At 64.2% G+C, this 18,882-nt stretch carries 9 protein-coding genes; 3 read left to right on the top strand and 6 right to left on the bottom strand.

Going from position 1 to position 18,882, the window contains the following annotated elements; genetic code table 11:
- Positions 1–329 precede the first annotated feature (329 nt).
- Genes ABZW18_RS26880 through ABZW18_RS26865 form a run of 4 tightly spaced genes read right to left on the bottom strand, consistent with a single transcriptional unit; the run spans position 330 to position 12,044 of the window.
- Positions 330–2,138: a DUF1998 domain-containing protein gene (locus tag ABZW18_RS26880; RefSeq protein ID WP_356192036.1), complete on the bottom strand. Its 1,809-nt coding sequence runs from the start codon at positions 2,136–2,138 to the stop codon at positions 330–332.
- A 30-nt stretch (positions 2,139–2,168) separates the two neighbouring features.
- Positions 2,169–5,423, bottom strand: a complete 3,255-nt coding sequence (locus ABZW18_RS26875) for a helicase-related protein (RefSeq protein ID WP_356192033.1) — start codon at positions 5,421–5,423, stop codon at positions 2,169–2,171.
- On the bottom strand, positions 5,416–7,335 hold the full coding sequence (locus ABZW18_RS26870) for a UvrD-helicase domain-containing protein (RefSeq protein ID WP_356192031.1): 1,920 nt from the start codon (positions 7,333–7,335) through the stop codon (positions 5,416–5,418). Before ABZW18_RS26870 ends, ABZW18_RS26875 begins: the two co-directional genes overlap by 8 nt.
- Positions 7,335–12,044 (bottom strand): helicase-related protein, encoded by a 4,710-nt coding sequence (locus tag ABZW18_RS26865; RefSeq protein ID WP_356192028.1) that lies wholly within the window; start codon positions 12,042–12,044, stop codon positions 7,335–7,337. The genes ABZW18_RS26870 and ABZW18_RS26865 overlap by 1 nt, the downstream gene beginning before the upstream one ends.
- A gap of 412 nt (positions 12,045–12,456) precedes the next feature.
- On the opposite strand from ABZW18_RS26865, the gene ABZW18_RS26860 reads away from it, so the two are divergent.
- From ABZW18_RS26860 to ABZW18_RS26850, 3 genes are read left to right on the top strand one after another with little or no spacing between them, the layout of a single operon-like run.
- Positions 12,457–14,553, top strand: a complete 2,097-nt coding sequence (locus ABZW18_RS26860; protein ID WP_356192025.1) for a helix-turn-helix transcriptional regulator — start codon at positions 12,457–12,459, stop codon at positions 14,551–14,553.
- Positions 14,550–15,518, top strand: coding sequence for a hypothetical protein (locus ABZW18_RS26855; RefSeq protein WP_356192022.1), 969 nt, complete (start codon positions 14,550–14,552; stop codon positions 15,516–15,518). The genes ABZW18_RS26860 and ABZW18_RS26855 overlap by 4 nt, the downstream gene beginning before the upstream one ends.
- On the top strand, positions 15,515–16,450 hold the full coding sequence (locus ABZW18_RS26850; RefSeq protein ID WP_356192020.1) for a DUF6339 family protein: 936 nt from the start codon (positions 15,515–15,517) through the stop codon (positions 16,448–16,450). The genes ABZW18_RS26855 and ABZW18_RS26850 overlap by 4 nt, the downstream gene beginning before the upstream one ends.
- Here ABZW18_RS26850 and ABZW18_RS26845 read toward each other — a convergent pair.
- Complete coding sequence (locus ABZW18_RS26845) at positions 16,439–17,806, bottom strand: DNA cytosine methyltransferase (protein ID WP_356192018.1); 1,368 nt, start codon at positions 17,804–17,806, stop codon at positions 16,439–16,441. The two genes, ABZW18_RS26850 and ABZW18_RS26845, sit on opposite strands and share 12 nt — an antisense overlap.
- A 34-nt stretch (positions 17,807–17,840) precedes the next feature.
- On the bottom strand, positions 17,841–18,821 hold the full coding sequence (locus ABZW18_RS26840) for a DNA cytosine methyltransferase (protein ID WP_356192015.1): 981 nt from the start codon (positions 18,819–18,821) through the stop codon (positions 17,841–17,843).
- Between the last annotated feature and the right edge of the window lie 61 nt (positions 18,822–18,882).

Raw genomic sequence — 18,882 nt, 5'->3', positions numbered from 1 at the left:
GCAGGCACCCCGAACACGGGTACCTCACCCCGCTCGAGACCCGAGCCCTGCTGCAGCAAGACCTCACCCCCGCAGCGTAACCATCCGCTGTCCAAATTCACGGGGGAACTTCAACGGGCGTGATGTGCCCTCGTCCGTGCTGGGTACAACCGCGCTCGGCCTTGCCGTGGCGGAGGAGGCTGCAGTGGACCTGATCGCAGACCTCCTCCACTGGCTCAGAGCTCACGGCAGCGATCCGGATGACACGTTGGACCGCGTACAGACCCACTTCGAGGCGGCGTTGGGCGATGTGTGAAGACGCAGCGCTGGGTGGCGCCGCAACGGAGGCATCACATGATGTCGTGGAAGAACCCGCGTATCCCCTGAGATTCGTCCCCGACGAGCAGCGCCCGGTCCAGGAAGGTGTTGTTCAGCTCGCAGCTCGTTTCCGGCAGAAGTACACAGGCGTGGCATGCAGCCATGTTGAGGCTGTAGGCGCCACCTGCGTCCGATTCCATGCACAGCGGATCTGCCGAGCACCAGGAAGCGCGCCGAAGCGCAGAGTCGAGGGAGGCAGCCAGACGATGCGGATCGCCCTGGGCTATTACCCCCCCGAGGCTGCCGGCGGAGTCGCTGGTTGCCGTGTAGAGCAGAACGCCCGCCATGTCGTTCGAGACGTACAACCTCTCGCGCAGCGATGCGGCCGGATAACCACAGTCCAGGCTCCACTCGTTCATCAGCGCGTGCGACAAGGTGTGGATCATTACGAGGCGCGGGCTGACGGCCGAAACCTCATCTCCGGCACCGCGTTCACACAGTAGCGCCGTGTGCCGGTTGCGCAGGCGATCCACGCGGGCGGCCACGGAAGTGTGCTGCTTCGAGACCTCCCAGTCGGTCAGCCGGTCGGTGTCGAGTTTGAGAAAGACCCCTTCGCCGATGACCTCGATCGCGGGCAGCCAATCGATGCCCCCGGAATGCAGGGGTGCACGACGCTCCTTCTTGTCGGACGGCATGGGTATGTCCACGCGGGTGAAGGTTTGGAGCGCACGCACCTCACGAAGTCGCTTGACCAGCATGGTGCGTTCAATGCCAGGCACATGTGCCCTCTCGGAGGGCGCGGGTGGTACGCAGACGAAGTGCTCATTCTCCCGCGTCTCTTCGGTGGTGAGATTGAGCTGACGGTATTCCTCGACGCGTAGACTGTCGGACGCTTCCAGGCCTGTCGGGTTCTCCTGATCCGCATTCAGATCGTCCTCGGAGGCTTCGAGCGTGTGCACTGCATCGATGACCTCGGACGCGGTGTACTTCCCATTGTCCAGCCACCCCTCCCTCTCTGCGTAGCGCCTGATCCGGGGTTCGTCCTCCCCGAGCAGATGCCGACGGTGTCGCATGACCAACTGCATCAGAGCCCGGTGCCACGGCGGGATGGAAAGCGCAGAGCGCACCACGGGGAACCAAGCAGCGGACGAACCTCGCTGCAGGGCGCGAGGGATCGCCCGGCAGCCGGCTCCGTCACTGTCCGGCCCGCTCAGCCATGGCCGCTTCCCCTTGCAGGTTATGCCGAGCAGCCCAAGTGCTTTGGCGCCGAAAACACCTTCGAGTGAGGCCTTCTTGCCGCAACTGCATTCGATGACGATGGAGCGCAGGGAAGCGGTATGGCCCGTCACCCTCAGTTTCATGCGGCAGCGGTCGGCACTACCGCCATTGGCGAACGCGGTGCGCAGGTGCACCCACTCCCAGTAGGGGAACTCGTCGAGGTGCCCGTTCGCGCAGGCCATGATGAAGCGTGACGGCGTGACGGTGCGATCGCACTGTCCGCAGTGTCCCTCACCCTTGGAAGAGTTGAAGTCCCGGTAGCGCCCCAGAGCACCGCATTCGTGACAGGAGTACGTAGTGGGAAAACGACGCACGCGAACGCCGTCGCCGGCCGGCGGATTGGAGGCAGGGGGCAAGCGGAAGCCGTTGACCTGCAGTCGGCCCTCCAGGCGAGGCTCCCGGACGTCCGGCTCTCCGCGGACCATCCAGGTGTTCAGCCCACTGACCAGGAACGATTGATCGCCGATCGCCACCATGGAGCCGACGCCGTAGGTCGTGATCTGCTGAGCCCGCCGTACAGCTCCCAACCGCTTGCGGGTGATGGCACGTGCTGCGCCCTCCATGCGTCGGGCGCTTCCGGATCGCAGTCCCATTCAGTGCTCCAAGTAGAGGTCGGATTCGACGTCGACATCGCGGAAGCTCCACATGGTGTCCCTGGCTTCCGTGAGGTCTTCGTCCTGGTGGCCCCGGAGGAGCGCTGTGTCGTGATTCCGATGCTCGCCCGGACGGTGCCGGAACGGGGCCTCGTAGAGCAGCTCCGGATTGTCGGCCGCGAGCTTGCACCAGTCCTCGATGATCCAGTCGAGTTCCTCGGCTGTGGCATCGACCTCCTCTTTGGAGTCGGAGACACTCGCAGCCCTGGCGACCAGTAGGGTGCGCAGATCGCGGAGCTGTTCGACAAACCCTTCGACACGCCCCGCCGCTGCATTCGGGCGGGCCGTGGGAATCAGCAATCGAGCCAGGCCGACGAATACCGCGTGCAGTGCGCGGTCGCGGGCGCGCGAAGAGAATGGGGTCACGCTGGTCGACTCGACCTGCCGGTACAGGGCCGAGTGGTACGGGACGAATCCCTCGTAGTGGGAGCGGTCGCGCGATCGGGCCGCGTTGAAGAGGGTGACGACGAGGCCAGGGTGACGCCGGCCGACGCGGCTGGTGGCCTGGATGTACTCGGCAGTGGTCTGCGGCTGGCCGAGCACTGCCATCAGACCGAGCCGGTCGACATCCACGCCCACCGAGATCATATTCGTGGCCAACACCACGTCCAGAGCCGGGCCGGGGAGTCTGGTCTCCAATTCCTTGAGTTTCTCCGGAATACGGCTGGACGGAATGCGGCTCGTCAACTCGGCGAGCATCTCCGCCTCGCGTGGAGTGACGCCGGCACGACCGGCGAGCAGTTGTAGACGGTCGTGGACATCGTCGCGAACCTGGAGATCGGCGGCGGCAAGAAGTCGAAGGCTGTTGAAGTAGCCCACAAGCGTCCAGTAGGCGTCCTTGACGGATTCACTCCCCTCGATGTGCTCGACATGGTGAAGCAAGGACGCGTACGCACGCACCAAGAGCGTGGCTTGCGAGACGCCGGGCGCGAGGAGGCCCAGGTAGTGGCGGGAGGCCTTGTCCCTCGCCGGTGTCTCCACGGCGAACCAGGAATCCCTTGAATCCAGGCCTGCGGGCGGAAACTGGACGACCTCTCTGCGGTTGAACAGGGCCTTCCCCTGATCCTGAGCACGACGGATGGTCGCAGTCGATGCGATCACCTTCGGGGTGTTGGAGGCGACATCGATCGCTGCTTCGTACAGCCCTGCGAGTGTGCCGAGAGGTCCGGAGATCAGATGCAGCTCGTCCTGAACGACCAATTCCGGGGCGGGTGTTCCACGATGGATGATGTCCCGGTTGAAGAGGGCTGCTACTTCCTCGCGCCAGGCCACTTGGGCGAATTTGTCGGCCGTGGCGATCACGAGGGTTGGACGGTGGTGGTAGATCGCCTCGTCCACGAGGTGTACGGGAAGGCCTTCGCGGAACTCGCAGTCCGGTGACCGACACTCGATCACCATCCGCTTGAGCGCTGCGTCCACACGGTAGGCGAGATGGTCGAGAGGAGTGCCGCACCAGGAACAGGACCGTAGCTGAACGGGGTTTCCTTCTTGGACGGGATCATTGTTACGCAACTTGCGCAGCAGCTTGTCAGCGGACTGTTTGTCGCTCTTCTTGTTCAGAAAGTTGGGCGTGGCCGCCTTTCCGACCCACATGCCGATGGAGATCTGTTCGCTGCCAAAGCGGCTGATATCCTCTCGACGGATCGAATCCATCGCGCACATCAAGGTTGCCGCACGTTCGAACTGTTGCAAAGTCAATAGTCGGAGCGTGTACCGCATGAGGACGGTGACGCCCCCACCTGCCTGTCCCAGGCGAAGTCGTCGAAGAAACACAGTGAATGCGATGAGTCCGAGATAAGCCTCGGTCTTGCCGCCGCCCGTGGGGAACCACAACAGATCGGCCACCTGCCGATCCCGATGGTCGGGGTCCGCGATGCCGTTGAGACACAACAGCAGGAAACCGATTTGGAACGGGTACCAGACGCCGTTCTCCACCGGCTCACTTTTCTTCCCGTCCTTGATCCAGGACGTACGGGCGCGCTGGGTCGCCATGGCTCGGTTCGCGAGCTTGAACGCCTCCATGGCGTTCGGGTTGCGCATCAGCAGGTCGATGCCGGCGGTCATGCGTTCTCGAGCGATGCCGCAGAGCTTCAACTGTTCGGCTGTGATGCGGGTGTACTCGGTGTCGCCGTAGTGCGTCCCGAGGAGGGCGGCGGCATCCGCTTCACGATCAGCGATCCACTCGCCGTAGCCGGTGACGAGTCCGCGCAGGGCACTGATCACCTCGCTGTCACGGGCATCGGCCAGGTGCTTCATCCCGAGAGCGGCGACATCCACTTCCGGATTGGAGTCGGTGAGGAGCACCTCGTACGTCGGCACGAACTCGGTCCATACCGCGGAGACCGCGGCGGGATGTCCCTGGGACTTGCGCCATCCCCGCGGTGAGTGCGGAGCCCACTGCCAGTCGGCCGCGCACCCGTGTCCGGTTGCGAACGACGGGGCGTGGCGATGCAGCAGTCGATTGAGCAGTACCTCATCGTCGTTGCTGCCCGGCGCCGGGCGCTCGACCAGGGCCTTGACGCCGCCAGGGGCCTGGATGCGCAGTCCGACCTGGAAGAAGCAGTAAGTGTCCTGGAGATCACCAGTACCGACGGTATGGGTGTTCACCAGGGTGGCGGTGACAGAGACGATGCCGCGTGGGCCCTGCGGAGGCCGCACCCGGAGCCGGAGCGAGAGTCCAGCGGCGAGTGGCATCGGATCGTGGTGGGGAACGGTGACATCGACCGTGATGGGAGACAGGTCCAAGGGGCGCCGCTGCCAATGCAGATTCTGCGCATCGGTGGAGCGTCGCTCGGCGCGTTCGGCTTGGACGGGCAGACCTTCACGGCTCACCGGCTCGTAGACGGCGGCAGCGGCGCTGATCTCGATCGTTCTGGAGAACGATGCGTCGACCGCAAAGGTGAGCCCCGCAGCGGAGGGTTTCTGAACATTGGCGAGCGTGACACCGGTGTCCGGGGTCTCGTCGATGGCAAGTGTGGAGTCGGCATCGTCGTAGTCGTTCTCTGCCGCCTCTGTGGCTGCCCGCTCGGGGTCGGTCACCTGCGGGAAGAGTACGCCAATGGCGTACGTGGTGACTGGCCAGTCGTGGATCGTCTCCTCGGAACCGGCGTCCTTACCCGTGGGACCGAGGAGATCGGCCTTCAGCCGCTTGACCAGTTCCTCACGGAAGCGGTAATGCCCGGTGTGGTCAGCCATTGTCGTCCTCCGCCGCGTTGGTGGTCTTGTCGTAGTGGAATCGGCCGAGGCCGGTGAGTCGGGGGGCGAGCCAGATGCCGAGGTCGCCCATGCCTGCGGTGGCACCGGCTGCAGGGCTGCCGCTCACGGTCTCCACCGAGTCGAGCTGGATGCCGGTGACTTTGCCAGGCCATGTATCCGGACGGTGCTGGGGCCACCGTTGCCGGAAGCGGTACATATCCCTGCGGAAGCCTTCCGAGGCGAGCCCGATGGCCCGGGTCTCGTGGCACAGAACGTAGGGCGGGGCCATACCGGCGTCCTGGGCCGCTTCGAGTTTCGACTCCTCGGTATCGAGCAGCTCGAAGGTCAGCGCGGCGCCGGCCGGGAGACCGATGCGCAGATACTCCTGTAGGTCGAGAGCATCTGCGGTGAAACCGTGGGTGCCTGCGGGATGCACGGCGTGGACATCGGTGCCATGCATTTCCAGCCCGAGTCGCTGCCACTTCTGCCAGCCGTAGCGACCCCAACGACCGGTGGAAGGGTCCTTGCGCACGAGCCGAGTGGCCGGTCTCGGAAGCCAGTACAGCTCGTCGCGGGGGCGGGTCATGGCCACGTACAGCATCCGAGCTTCCTCGGCCGGGTCCGTTCTACCTCCCGTGCGGACCTCCTTCAAGGGGCCGGGATCGACGACCAGGACACGGTCGAATTCCAGGCCCTTGGCTCGGTGGAACGTGGACACCACGAGGTGGTGTGGTGACTGGGCAGTGAGTTCGTCATGGAGGTGCCCAGCGGCCAGGTCGTCTCGCAGCACGGACAGGTCCACGGTGCGCCCGGTCCGGTCGCCGGCACAGGAGCGCAGGAGGCGCCACAGACTGTCAATTTCGATGCCGGAGGGAAGCCCTGTCAGCGAGGGAAACAGTGCGTCATAGCCCTTTCGGGTCAATACGAGGCCGCCGGCTCCTCGGATGAGTGAGTTCAGCCAGGCCGGAGCACTTCGGTCCTGGGCGGAACGGCGCAACTGGTGCGAGATCCCCGCTTCGTGCAGCGTTCCGGAGATCAGCAGAGCTTCTCCGTTCGTACGGCAGAGAACCGCCGTCGTGAGCCGATCGTCGCGGAGAAGATTCTGGACGTACGGCACGTCGAGATTGCCGAACTCGTCCAGAGCCATCAACTCCTCACGCAGCACGGAGTGGAGCTTCTCGGAGTCCTCACGATCCAAGTCTGCGCCGGCGCGGACGGCCGCTTCATGGCGCAGTGCTGTGCGGGCCTCGGGAGTACGCGCCCGGAAATTGCCGCTGAGCGAACGCTCGGTGAGCTCTTCCGTGAAGAAGTTGCGGAGCCAGGCGAAGAACCGGTTCGTCTCGATGGCGCGCTGATCGGGATCTTGGACCTGGAAGTTGTAGATCGCCTGAGCCGGATCGCCGACCAGAGTGAAACTGCAGTCGTACTGTTCCAGCAGAGCCTCCACCATGTTTCTACGGGCTCCGACGAGATCCTGAACCTCGTCGATGACGACATGGCGCAAGGTGTCCCCGAAGATCTCATCGTCGCGATCGTCGGCAATAGCCGCTGCGGCTGCCTCGATGCGTGCTTCGAAGCCTGTGCTCCGCCAATCAGTCTCCGCCTTGTGCTCGGAGAGCATCCGGAGAACCCAGGAGTCGAAGGTGGACACACGTATCTGGCGGACGTCTTCCCCACCGTTGCGCAACAGCCGCTCGCGCAACTCGCGCACGGCAGCTCGGGAGAAGCTGAAGACCAGAATCTCGCCGGCGCTCAATCCTTGGTCCTGGACCAGGGCCTCCAGCCGTCGCACCAGGGTGTGTGTCTTGCCGGCACCGGCACCCGCAGTGACGAGGAGCAGGGCGTCGGCGGGCTGCCGTACGACAGCGAGTTGTTCCTCGGTGAGGTCTGGGATTCCCTCGTAGGGGCCCATTACTGTGCCTTCTTCCACAGGTACTCGAGCTGGGTGTACGCCAGATCTCGGCCGAAGTTCTTGATGTTGTCGCGGACGTTGAGGATGAGACAGTTGTCCTTGCCGCCATTCGCCGGGCCTCGCAATCCCCGGCCAATCATCTGGACATAAGTGTTGGGGCTGAATGTCGGCCGAGCCACCACGACGGCCCGCACCGCCGGGGCGTCGAAGCCTTGAGTGAGCACGTTGAAGTTGGTGAGTACCTGGACCCTGCTGTTACGGAAATCTTCGATACGGCGGGCTCGAACTCCCGAAGGAGTGGTGGCGTCCACCGACGACGCGGTCACACCACGGTCATTGAGGAGAGCGGCCAGTACCTTCGCGTGCTCCACAGACGTTGCAAAGACGAGTACCGGCCAGTTGGCGGGCAATCTCTCGATCTCGTCAATGATGCGCTTGGTCCTGCTCACGTCCTCGGCAAGCCGCTTGGTCACCGCGTCGGGCAGCGCCATGCTGTTGCTGCTGGTGACTGAGGCGACCTGCTCGGAGGTCAGTGCCACGGTTCCGCCTTCGAGTTCACGCTGCTCGACCCGCGACAGCACACCGAGCTCCTGAAGGTGCGGATAAGGATTGTCCGCGTCATCCCCTTCGAACACCCCGTAGTCCAGGCGCTGTCCACCGAAGCGGTTCACGAGCCGTTGGGTCTCGTTCTCGTTGGTGCCGCGGAACGCAGTCGCCGTCAGGCCCACCATGGGGCGGGACACGCGATGCTGATCGATACCGAGGTGATCCAGGATGTGGGTGTAGGTCCTGGGGATCGCGAAATGGGCCTCGTCGATGATCACCACAGCGGCGTTCCGAAGCCAGCCGTACTGGGCACTGCCCAGGTGCCGTACCAAGGTGTCGTCGATGGCCACGACCACCTGGTGGCCCTGGACCGGCTCCGGACGGTACCCCTGCCACATGCGGCTGATTCTGACGTTGGCGGCCGGACCGATCTGCGACCATACGAAACGCCATGTTTCGATGGCCTGTTCGCAGAGCTCCCCGCTCTGTGCGACCCACAGAACTGGACCGCTCAATTGACCGTCGCTCATGGCCTTGGCCGTCGCTTCCACAGCGACTCGGGTCTTGCCCGAGCCGGTTGGCAGCCGCAGCATCGCACGCTGCGGAGTGTGCTGGACGAGCAGCCGGTACATGTTGGCGACCAGGAGCTCCTGGTAACGGTGGAGTGGGGGGAAGTCGCGGGGGCCGCTCACGTCCGTGTACGGAGGCGGTTGGGTCGCATTCTGATCGCCGGCCCAGGACACGGGGAACCCGTACTCCGTGAGGAAGTTACGCGTTGTAGCGCCGCCGACCCACTGGCTGGGGGCCTCGAACCCCGCCTCGCGAAATGCCGGTGCAAGTACTCGCAGCACGTCTTCCCCATGCGCGGCCATGACCAGGCGCGCGATCCGCAGGTCGTCCGGCAGCGCGCCGTTCAGTTCCTCGTCGGTGACCAGCAGGCCGGCAGGCAGGTTCTCACGCAGCCGCTCAACACCCACCGCGAGGAGCAACTTGCGTCCCGGATCCGACTCCCTGCGCACGGCCACGAACTTTCGGTTGTCGCGGTCCTTCTCCTGTTGGGCGAGCAGCGCCCGACAACCCGGCTCGCCCAGTCGGAGGTTGAGAGCTCGGTCGATTTCGAGTAAGACGGAGAGTTCTTCGTCGGGGCCGCAGACGAGTACGTCGGAACCGGACCGGATCGCGGTCAGTTCCTCGGTTTGCCTTCCGTTGTCGGTGCTGACGACCTTGACCAGCGAGGAACAGTGCACCAGCTGCCAGTCGATGCCCCGCTCCAGGTGCTGCCGCAGTCGCGGATAGAGATCGGTCAGCGGGATCGGGTCACCTGCAGCTACGGGCTCGATATCCTCCTGGATTGCGGTGGCGGCGTCCTTCATGGACCAGACACGCCTGAGCCGCTCAGCGTCCTCCGGGGTGGGGACCAGGAGGGCAGGCAGCCGATGCTGCAGCAACCCGCGGTACAGACCCCGTTCGGAGGTGACGTAGATCTCGGAATCGATCTCGGTGTCCCACTCCCGTCCTATGCGGCAGCGGGTAGCCGTGTCCGACGGCCACGGGATCTCGATGTCCTTCTCGGCAGCCCGGGCCAGTAGGGCATATGCGCGGCCGGGGAAGGTCTCGTCCTCGCCGTCGAAGATGCGCGTGATCAGTTCTGACCACAAAGTGGGTGCGATCTCCGTAAGGTCCCCGGCCAGCTGCAATGCGGCAGCCGTGTCGCTGTCGACATTGGCCACCGGCAGTAGGTCTTCGTAGGTCCGGAAGGCGGGAGCCACACAATCGTGGGGTTTGCGCTTTCCCAAGGATGTGTTGAGGACGCCGATGCGCTTGATCAGCCAGACAATTGGGGACTCGATCGCCTGTTTGGTGGCCTGGTTCTTCCCGACCTGGAGTGTCCAGTGGTGGACCATTCCGTGTCGAGGAACAGCTTGAAGGAAAGCTGCTCGTCCGTCCTCCGACAGGGTCCCCAACAGGTGCAGTGGACCAGCCGGGTTGGGTCCATCGATGATGAACCTGGCAGCCGAGGGCCGTGACGCACTGGCCGGCAACGATTGGTAGTAGTTCTCCCGGACTCTCTCCTCGTATGTTGCGAACCAACTGTCATCGCGAGGATTGCATTCGACCACCGGGCCGTCAGAGACCCCTAAGTCGCGGAGGACCACGAAGTCGACGCTGTGAAAGGCCGGGTCCACGAGCACCTGGAGATCCCGGGACGTGTCGGCAGGCACGACCCGTCCGGGCAGTAGGCAGTTGCGCAGCGGTCGGAACTCACCGTCGGCGCAACGAACCTTGATCGAATCCTTGGGGTTCGTGATAAGCGAGCGGATCGCCACCACGGCCCGACCCCCACCCGCGCGGCGCAACAGCGACCAGAACTCGGTCCACTCCCCGAACCCGTATCGAGCGAAACCGCGATCCAGCACCGCCTTGAAGCGCCCCTCGGCATCAGCCTCGGGAATGCCGAGCATTTCGAGCGCATGGGTGCCCTCGTTGTCCGCGACGACATCGGGGTGCACATACACGAGGTTGTCCTGGAGCCCCTGCCCTCCGACGGGACTCCGTCGGTATGCCGCACCGCGCGCCGGGGCGATGAAGTCGCCCCGCTCCGTAAGCAGGATTTTAGCCATCACGGCCTCGCCGGCGTGGGACGAGCCGGACCGCTCCATATCGGCGGCGATGCGGAGCGCCAATACCGAGCCCTCCGGAGAACGATCGGCAACCAGAGCCTCCAGCCAGTCACGTACCGAGGCGGCACTGCGCCCAGCCTGCTCCATGATGTCGCGGACGCGTGAGCGGCGTTCCCGAGTCTCGATGGTGTGGTGACACCAGTCGGCGGGACGCCCGTCGTGCGTGGCCCAGAGTTCCAACCAGTGCGGCATCAGATCTTCCGGATGGAGCCTCAGCGTGCGGGGCTCGCGCAGCACGCCGGACTGGTCGGGGAGGGAGGGGCGCTTCGCGGCCACGTTCAGCAACTGCGTGCTGAGCAGCTTGTCAGCCCACTGGGCGGCCTCACGACCACGTGCGGTGAGTAGTGGAAGGTATGCCCCTGGGTCATCAGGCTGCAGGAGTTTTGGAAGCGACTCCACCACGAGTTCAGCCGCCGCACCGATCAGCTCGGTGTTGAAGTCGCTCTGCAGAAGGTTCTGACGGTCCTCGTTGGTCTTCCACGCAGCGTTGAGGACACCGGTGAGCGTTGTGTCGTAGTTGGTCGGGAAGTAGGCCCAGAACTGTCCGCGTTCAGTGCGCAGCTTGGTGCCCTTGTCCGGAACGGCCCATGAGATTCGGATGGTGGGGCGTTCATGAAGTTCTCCCGCGGTCTCCTTCGCGCTGAGTGTCGGCTCGTGGTCTCGGGAGAAGACCCGCCAGCGCTCGGACCGCAACAGCTTCCGATTCGCCTCCTCGCGGATGAGATGGGCTCCGTCTGCGGAAGCCTTCTGGCTGAGCACACGGCTCATGCTGTGGCCGTACCGACGATCCTCGAGCACCACCGCAGAGACGTGCGACGAGAACAGGGGAAAATGGGTCGGGAACTTCTGCAGGTCTGCCCCCAGTCGGTTCGCTGCGCCGGGTTTGAGCGGGAGTACGACGACCGTGGACGCCCAACTCATGAGTCCGTCCAGCAGCAGATCCTCGGCACGGGCTTCGGCCAGGTCCAGCGGCTGAGCCATGCGCAGTACGGGCGTTTCCTGAGTTTTCGTCAACTGCACGATTTCACTGATGCGTTGGGCCGACCAGGATTTGTCGAACCCGAAGCTGCCGGTTGTGCTGTAGAAGAGGGGGGTGTCCGTAACGCTCAGTACGGACTTCACGCCGACGCCGAATCGACCGATCTGACCTCCACGCTTACGGGAAACGCTCATACGCAGGATGGTCTCGGCACCCTGGGGAGACATCGGTGAGCCGGTATTCGCGCAGTACAGGCGCGTGTCGGTCAGCAGAACGTGGATGCGTCCGTTGTCCTCGCCATGGATCTCGTCGGCGCCGTTCTGGACGAGTTCGTACACCTGACGCTCGCCGTATCCGCCCTGAGTGATCCGTCGTTCGCCGTTGGCGTGCTCCTGCACATGGCCGGGGTCTGCGCGGTAGACGTCGAGAATGCGACGGGACTGCTCCCGGACTACGTCAATGACTTCGGATACTTCTGATATATCCGACATCGAGTTGTGCATGACGGCTACGGCTCCTTCGGCGCGGTGGTGTCCGGTACGGCGCTCATGGTGGTGATGCGTAGAAACGGTGGGATGCACCGTACGCGTGGCCGCTGACAACGAAGCCGCGTGAGCACGTTCGTCTCAGTCGCCGTGGGGGGGCGCGAGGGCACAGCTGTCCCCTGAAGTGGCGGTGTCATGCGTGCGATCCGCCGACTGGTGGCGAAAACGCTAGAGCCTGATCGGCCTACGCCACAAGCAAGTTGAAGAGAGTCGGGGCGATGTTCTCGGTACAGGGGGGAGGTTGAGATCCGTCTCTATACTCGGGCAGCATGAGCGAGCGACAACTGATATTTGCTCATCTCGACAGTCGTCAAATTTGCTTTGATATGATCGATCTCTGTCCCGAGTTGATCGACATGGAGAAGGTGCGATGGACGCCGAGGACGACAGCACGGAACACTTCGGCATGTGGCTCGGTCGGCAGCTGAGGCGCAAAGGCATGACGCAGGCAGAGCTTGCGGACGCTCTCAACCTGACCAGGGCGGCCGTCTCCGCATGGATCACCGGCAGGGCTGAGCCTCGCGAGATCACCAAGCGGGCAATTGCGGGCGCGCTGGGCGTGGATGAGATGACGGTTCACAGCCGCAGGGCCGAAGTGATCGGTGGACAACCGACCCGCTGGTACCACCGGCCGGCCCACCCGGACGGTGGACGCGAATTCGGCAACGCCGCAGCCTTTGCCTTCGACGCGGATCTCTCTGTGCTCGCGCGGGAGGCGACGCAGAACAGCCTGGACGAGCAGGTGGACGATCAGCGTCCTGTTTGCGTTCGCTACACCCTCCACGAGCTCACCGGGGAGCATCTGCGCTCGTTCCTCGAAGCTCTCGGCTGGAGCGACCTCAAGCCCCACTACGAGGTCGCAGGGCGCCAGCGACAGAAGGTCGGTCGGGTGATCGGGGAAGCCTTGCGCGATTTGGAGGACAGCCGCAGTCTCTTGCTGCTGCGAGTGGACGACTACAACGCGACCGGGCTCATCGGAACGGAGTACGGGGACAGCAAGTTCGCTGCGGTCGTGAGGGATCAGCTCAACAGCAACAAGCAGAGCAATCAGGCGGGTGGCTCCTACGGGTTGGGCAAGGCCACCATCTGGGGGACCAGCCGCTTCGGCCTGGTGCTGATCAACAGCACCCTGTCCCGGCCGCATGAGGGGCGGACCGAGCGGCGACTTGTCGGCCGTCTCGAGCTTCCCTGGCATGTGGTTGGGGAAGAGGCGTTCGCCGGACCTGCCTGGCTCGGGGAGCCCGACACGGATCCGGATCGGGAGGGCATCGCCCGTTCTTGGTGGGGTGACGAGAAGACAACCGCCGCGCTGCACTTGGATCGTGAGGTGAGCGATCCCGGAACCTCCTTCCTCATCGTCGGCGCTCACGACGCGGCGGGCGATACCGAGTCACTTCAGGACATGCATGCCAAGCTGGTTTCCGCCCTGGCGGAGAACTTCTGGGCAGCGATGACCACTGGCCGGCAGGGGACTCCGTTGCTCGAGGCCTCGGTCGTTACTTTGCGTAATGGCAACACGCTGATCGCAGAAGAGCGGGTTGACCCCTTCGAGTACCAGCCTGCACGGACGCGCGCTCTCCAGGCCTACCTCAACGATGAAACCGTTGAGCAGATCACAGGCCCCGACCAAGTGGCCCTCACGCATGTGCCGCTCAAGGTACCCGCGCTCAGCTCGCAGGGGAGCCGGTCCGGGGATGGCACCGAGCACAATGCAGTTCTTCTGATCACCGCTGCTGACGACCACGATCGGCAGGCCAACCGCCTGGTGTGCATGCGCGGCAATCGCATGACGGTCATTGAACGCAGAGTGCGCGACATCCCGCTCGGTACCAACCCATTTCAAGCGGTCCTGCTCGCTGGGCGAGCGACGGGTCAAGGGTCCGACGACGTGCAGCTGGCTGAGGCCTTTCTGCGGGCGGCCGAACCGCCCGAGCACAATGATTGGAACAAAACGGAGGAGCTCGCGGCGACCTATGCTCGCGGGGCTCGGACGCGTATCACCGATTTCCGCAAGGAGATGGACGCTGCCGTACGTCGCCTCGTCGGCCGACGCGAGGAGAAGCGTGAGGGTGGCCCTGCGGTCCTTCGCGAGTTGCTGCGACTCGACGCTCCCGCGACGGTACGCAGGACCGACGGACACCCCACGATCCGGCATGTCGTCGGGACCGTCGACGGCTCGGGTGCCTGGTACGTCCAGGTCGAAGTGAAGCTCCCCGCGCGTGAGGACCCCTGGTTGTTGGAGCCGGTTGCGAAGTTCGACGTGCGATCGGGCGGAAGGCCGCGGATCGGCTGGGCCGAGCTGGCGGGGGGTGACAACTGCACGGTGCAGGATGGTCTGTTGCGCTTCGAAGAAGGAGCACGCAGTGCGTCCTTCACAGGAGTCACGGACATAACGGACCACCCAGTGTCCGCCGCCATGGCACGTCTGGTCATTGATCTGCAGAAGGCGAGGGAGAATCGCGCGTGAAGACCGTGTTCCCGTACCCAACTGTCTCGGGTGAGATCGACCTCGAGGTAGTCGGCGCAAGCTTGGACGGCAGGCCGCAGCCGCTCAGCATGATCTCTCGCCAGGAGAATGTCGTCGCTCTCCACCAGAATGAGCGCCCCAATTGGCAGGAGTGCAGGCTCGAATTGCGTGCGACCCTACCCGAGCGAGAGCTGGCCTCCGGCTCATGGGAGGAGGTGACCTGCGTCGCCGTCCTGACGGAGGGCGCGACGAATGCCCGAACCGTGGACCGGCTCACCCCCGCAGGAGACGGTACGTGGCGTGGAAGCCTTATCCTTGCCCGGGATATGCACCGCAGTCGAGCGGATCTTCGACTGGTCGTGGCGGCGACGTACGACGGAACCCGGGCGCGAATGATCGGCACTGCCGAGAACACCTGGATCGTCGATCTCATGGCCCGCACACCGGTTCGTGAGCGCGATCTCAACATCAATGAAGTGGACTTTCGGGAAGGCGACCACAACTGGCTCCGGCCCTTCAAGGAATCGCCTTGGCTCGTGGAGACGGCCGGCGGCGACATGCCCACGGTGCATCTCAATCTCGGCTTCGAGGGACTGAAGGAGCTGCTCGACACCGGTGGAGGACCGGCCGAGAGGGCGATGCGTGGGACCGTCGCCGCGCAGATCGCCGCCGAGGCTTGGACGGCCATGTTCCATTCGGCGATCAGTGAGTTGGACGCCGATGATGACGGAACGCCGCAGTGGCCGGGCGGCTGGCGGGACTCCGTGTTGCGCGCGATGCTTCCGGACATCTTTTCGGACCTGCCACCGGCTGATGCCTTGTACGAGGTGAGCAGCAGCCGAGCGGATGGCGGCGGCTGGCACGAACTGCAGTCGCGTATCCAGTACGCGGCTTCCCGCCGAGGCCGTGTGGCCAGAAACCTGGGCACCGCCATCCGTGTTCTGGACCGACCCGAGAGGGCATGAGCATGAATCGCACGTCTCCCGATCTACCGGAGTACTTGGCGAGCCTGCCCGACTTGGTCGCGGCAAAATACCTCACCCGCAGTGTGCGCACTGGGCAGGAATCTCCGCCGCATGTTGCTTTGCTGCGGGTATCGACACCGCTCGCCGTCGAGCGCAGCGCGCGCTGGAGCGTATATCCGCTGCGCGAGCTGATGGAGCAGGCTATGTATCGCTTCGAGGACACGTCACGATCCCAGGCCGATGCCTGGCTGGCGCCCCGGCTGCATGCCACCTTGCGGATCACCAAGGCCGAGGCCTCGGACACCGGGCTGTGGAACTTTCTCGCGCTGGTCGTTGCCCCCGACTACGTGGTGTGGCGCCACTTGGGCAAGGAACGGGCCTCAGGCGAGTCCGCGATCGTTGCGTCCGGCCGATTTACCGGTCCCCACTACACCCAGACCTTCTCCCGCCTGTGGTGGGCGGCGGAACTCTTCCGTGACGGCGACGACTACCGACCGGCCGAGATCGCCTGTCGTAACCAGGACGTGCTGAATACGATCCTGCGCTTGGATGTCATCGACCACCGACCATCGGCACGTGCTGTTGTCCGACTCCTGGAACAGGGCAAGGTACGCACCGGTCGCGAGATCAATGCATTGGCCACGGCCATCAACACCGCCGGTAGCACGCTGCTTTACGACTGTCTCGCGCCCGATGATGCCCCTGAGCTCGACGGCCTGTGGGAGTGGATTCGCGACAGCGAGACAGCACCGCCGACCCCTTGGGCGACGCTGCCGGACGGACCGAAGGACGGCCGCGTTCGGGAAGAGTCGGTTGGCACGATGGTTCGCTGCTTCGAAGAGCTCTTTGCGCATGCTCCGGTACGAGGCAAGATCGAGGACAATCCTGGCAAGAAGAGCGTCAGATCCGAAGGACAGAACTCAGTGCCGTAGCCGGGCGTGTATCACCCGGGCGAGGGCGATACCCAGATCGATAGGCACGGCATTGCCGATCTGTCTGGCAATATCGATCTTGGAACCGCACCACTTGAAGTCTTCGGGGAAGCCCTGGATTCGCGCCGCTTCGAAGTGTGTGATCGGACGGTTTTCCGTCGGGTGCAGGTACCGCCCCTTCTCGGGTTTGAAGAACTCGGTGCGAATGGTGACGGAGGGCCTGTCGATGTGCATCCTCCCCATGACATCCCCCGACCCCTTGTTGTGACCGTCCCAACTCGGCGTGGACAGGTAATGCGCTGGCGCTTTGTGTCGACCGTAATCGGGATCGGTCGAGAGATGGATGCCACCGTGGCGGTCGATCTTGTACCATTTTTCTCGGAGGTCCTTGCGATTTCCGCCCTTTGGAATAGCCATGTAACGCGCGCGGGATAGATCTTCGGGGCTGCGGCCGATGTGTAGTTCAGTGGTGGTGTACTCCGGGGGCAGTACCTCGCCAGAATCAAGCCTTCGGCCCGCTCGCTCGGGAAGTTCAGTTCCTTGGATGGGGAGTTGTGCAGATCTTTGGAAGATCTCTTCCACTGTCCGCCACGGGGGTTTGCCACTCTCGCTTGATTCGTCTTCCAAAGGAAGCATGGTCGTCTCGCCCCGCACTGCAGTGGAGCGATGAAGCTTTGTGTTGGTGCGCGTTGGGTACCACATTTCGCCGAGCGTGAGTGGATCGGCATTCGGGTCGATCAGATCTTCGTGTACGCCGATCACGATTGCCCGGCGGCGTGCCTGAGGGGCGTTGTAATCCGCTGCATTCAGCAAGTAGCGGCGGATCCTTTCTTGTTCGGAGTCGCCCGCCCTGCTGCCTGGGGGCGCGATGATGCGGTAGTTCCCGAGTTCGCCGTCCTTCTGTACCTCCGAGCGGAGATCGGTGAATTCGGGAGAACGCAGGAACCGGTCGACATTCTCGATGACGAAGACTTTGGGCTCGATCGTCTTGACGATCCGAATGTACTGACGCCAGAGCTTGTTGCGTGGATCCTTCGGGTCACGTCGTCCCAGGCCGGAGAAGCCCTGGCATGGGGGCCCACCAAGGATTACTTCGGCACCGATTTCATCGTCCCCTGGAAACCAGTCTTCGATGTCGCCGTCGTAGATGTGTTCCCGACCGCCCATACTCTCGGCAAAGTTGGCTGCGTACGTGGAGGCAGCGGCGGGGTCATGCTCGACGGCAGCGACGGAATGAAAAACTGCTGCGTCGTAGCGGCCCTCGGGGTGATACGAGTGGAAGCCTTGGGTGAAACCGCCGCAACCAGCGAATAGATCAACGACTCGGATGGGTTCCGTGGGGCGAGCGGCGTTCATGTCGTGGAGTTTAGCCGGCGGTACGGGGTGCCCGTCACCGCCCCGTCAGCGCTGAGGCGATCCGCTGGCCCAACGCTCTGGCGACGGGTGGCGGCGAGGCGTGCCCGAGCTGCCGGTAACGAGCCGTTTTGCCGCCGCACAGCCGCCAATCGGGTGGAAAGGCCTGGAGGATCGCGACTTGGGGGACTGTGAGCTTGGGGAGATCCTTTGGGTCACCGTCCGGGCACCAAGGGAAGTCGAGCTCGGGTACGTCGTTGCCGATGCTGCCGCCGTTGACTCCCAACCTGGCCCAGGCTTGCTTGGTCCCGGAGGGCCCGAGGTCGGCACCGCCGCGGTTCTTGGAGCCGCCCACGATGGCGGGCGCCGGGCGGTCGGCTCGGGCGGCCCAAGCGGCGGCATGGCGCCAGCCCCGCGCGGTCATGGATGCACCCAGCGCAGCGCCGACGGTCGGTGCTGACGTGATATCAGGTCGGGGCCATGTGAAGTGGTCGGCAATTTCATTCTTGAGCGCGACGAGTACGCCCTGCTTACGATCTTGCGGGACCTGGTACGCCTTCGCGTTCACGATCCCCAGGCTCAAGCGGTAGCCGAGGTGTTCGAGCTCTTGGTGCACGAACCCCCTGATGTCTGTGAAGTCGTCCGAGGTCACGAAGTCCGGCACGTTCTCGATCAGGACTGCCCGGGGCTGTACGCCGTGGGCCAGTAGGACGGTGGCCTCCAGCAGTCGGCGTGCTTCCCGGTCTTGGACACGCCTGGTGGAGGCGGCAGACTTCACCCGGGGCAGTCCGGCAGCGAGCAGGTCGACGTCGTATGTGTAGGGATGGTCCACGGGGTCGAAGTCCATGAGATCCATCTCGAGTACGTTCCATCCAGGACGGTTGACGCGAAGCGTCGCGCAGGCGTGGTTGTCGTTGTCGATCAGGGCGACGGGGTCGAATCCGGCCTCCTCCAGGCCCAGAGCTTGACCACCGGCGCCGGCGCAGATCTCCAGCGAATTGAAGCGTCTGGGGGGCAACCGTTCCTCCCTCTTCCCTGCCGAGTGCAGGCGCTCTGAGTAAAGCACCGAGCCCCGAGGC

The organism is Streptomyces sp. NPDC004647, from assembly GCF_040609575.1.
Taxonomy (GTDB): domain Bacteria; phylum Actinomycetota; class Actinomycetes; order Streptomycetales; family Streptomycetaceae; genus Streptomyces.
Note: the sequence above shows the minus strand (reverse complement) of the source record. Positions and strands in the feature narration are given on the sequence as shown.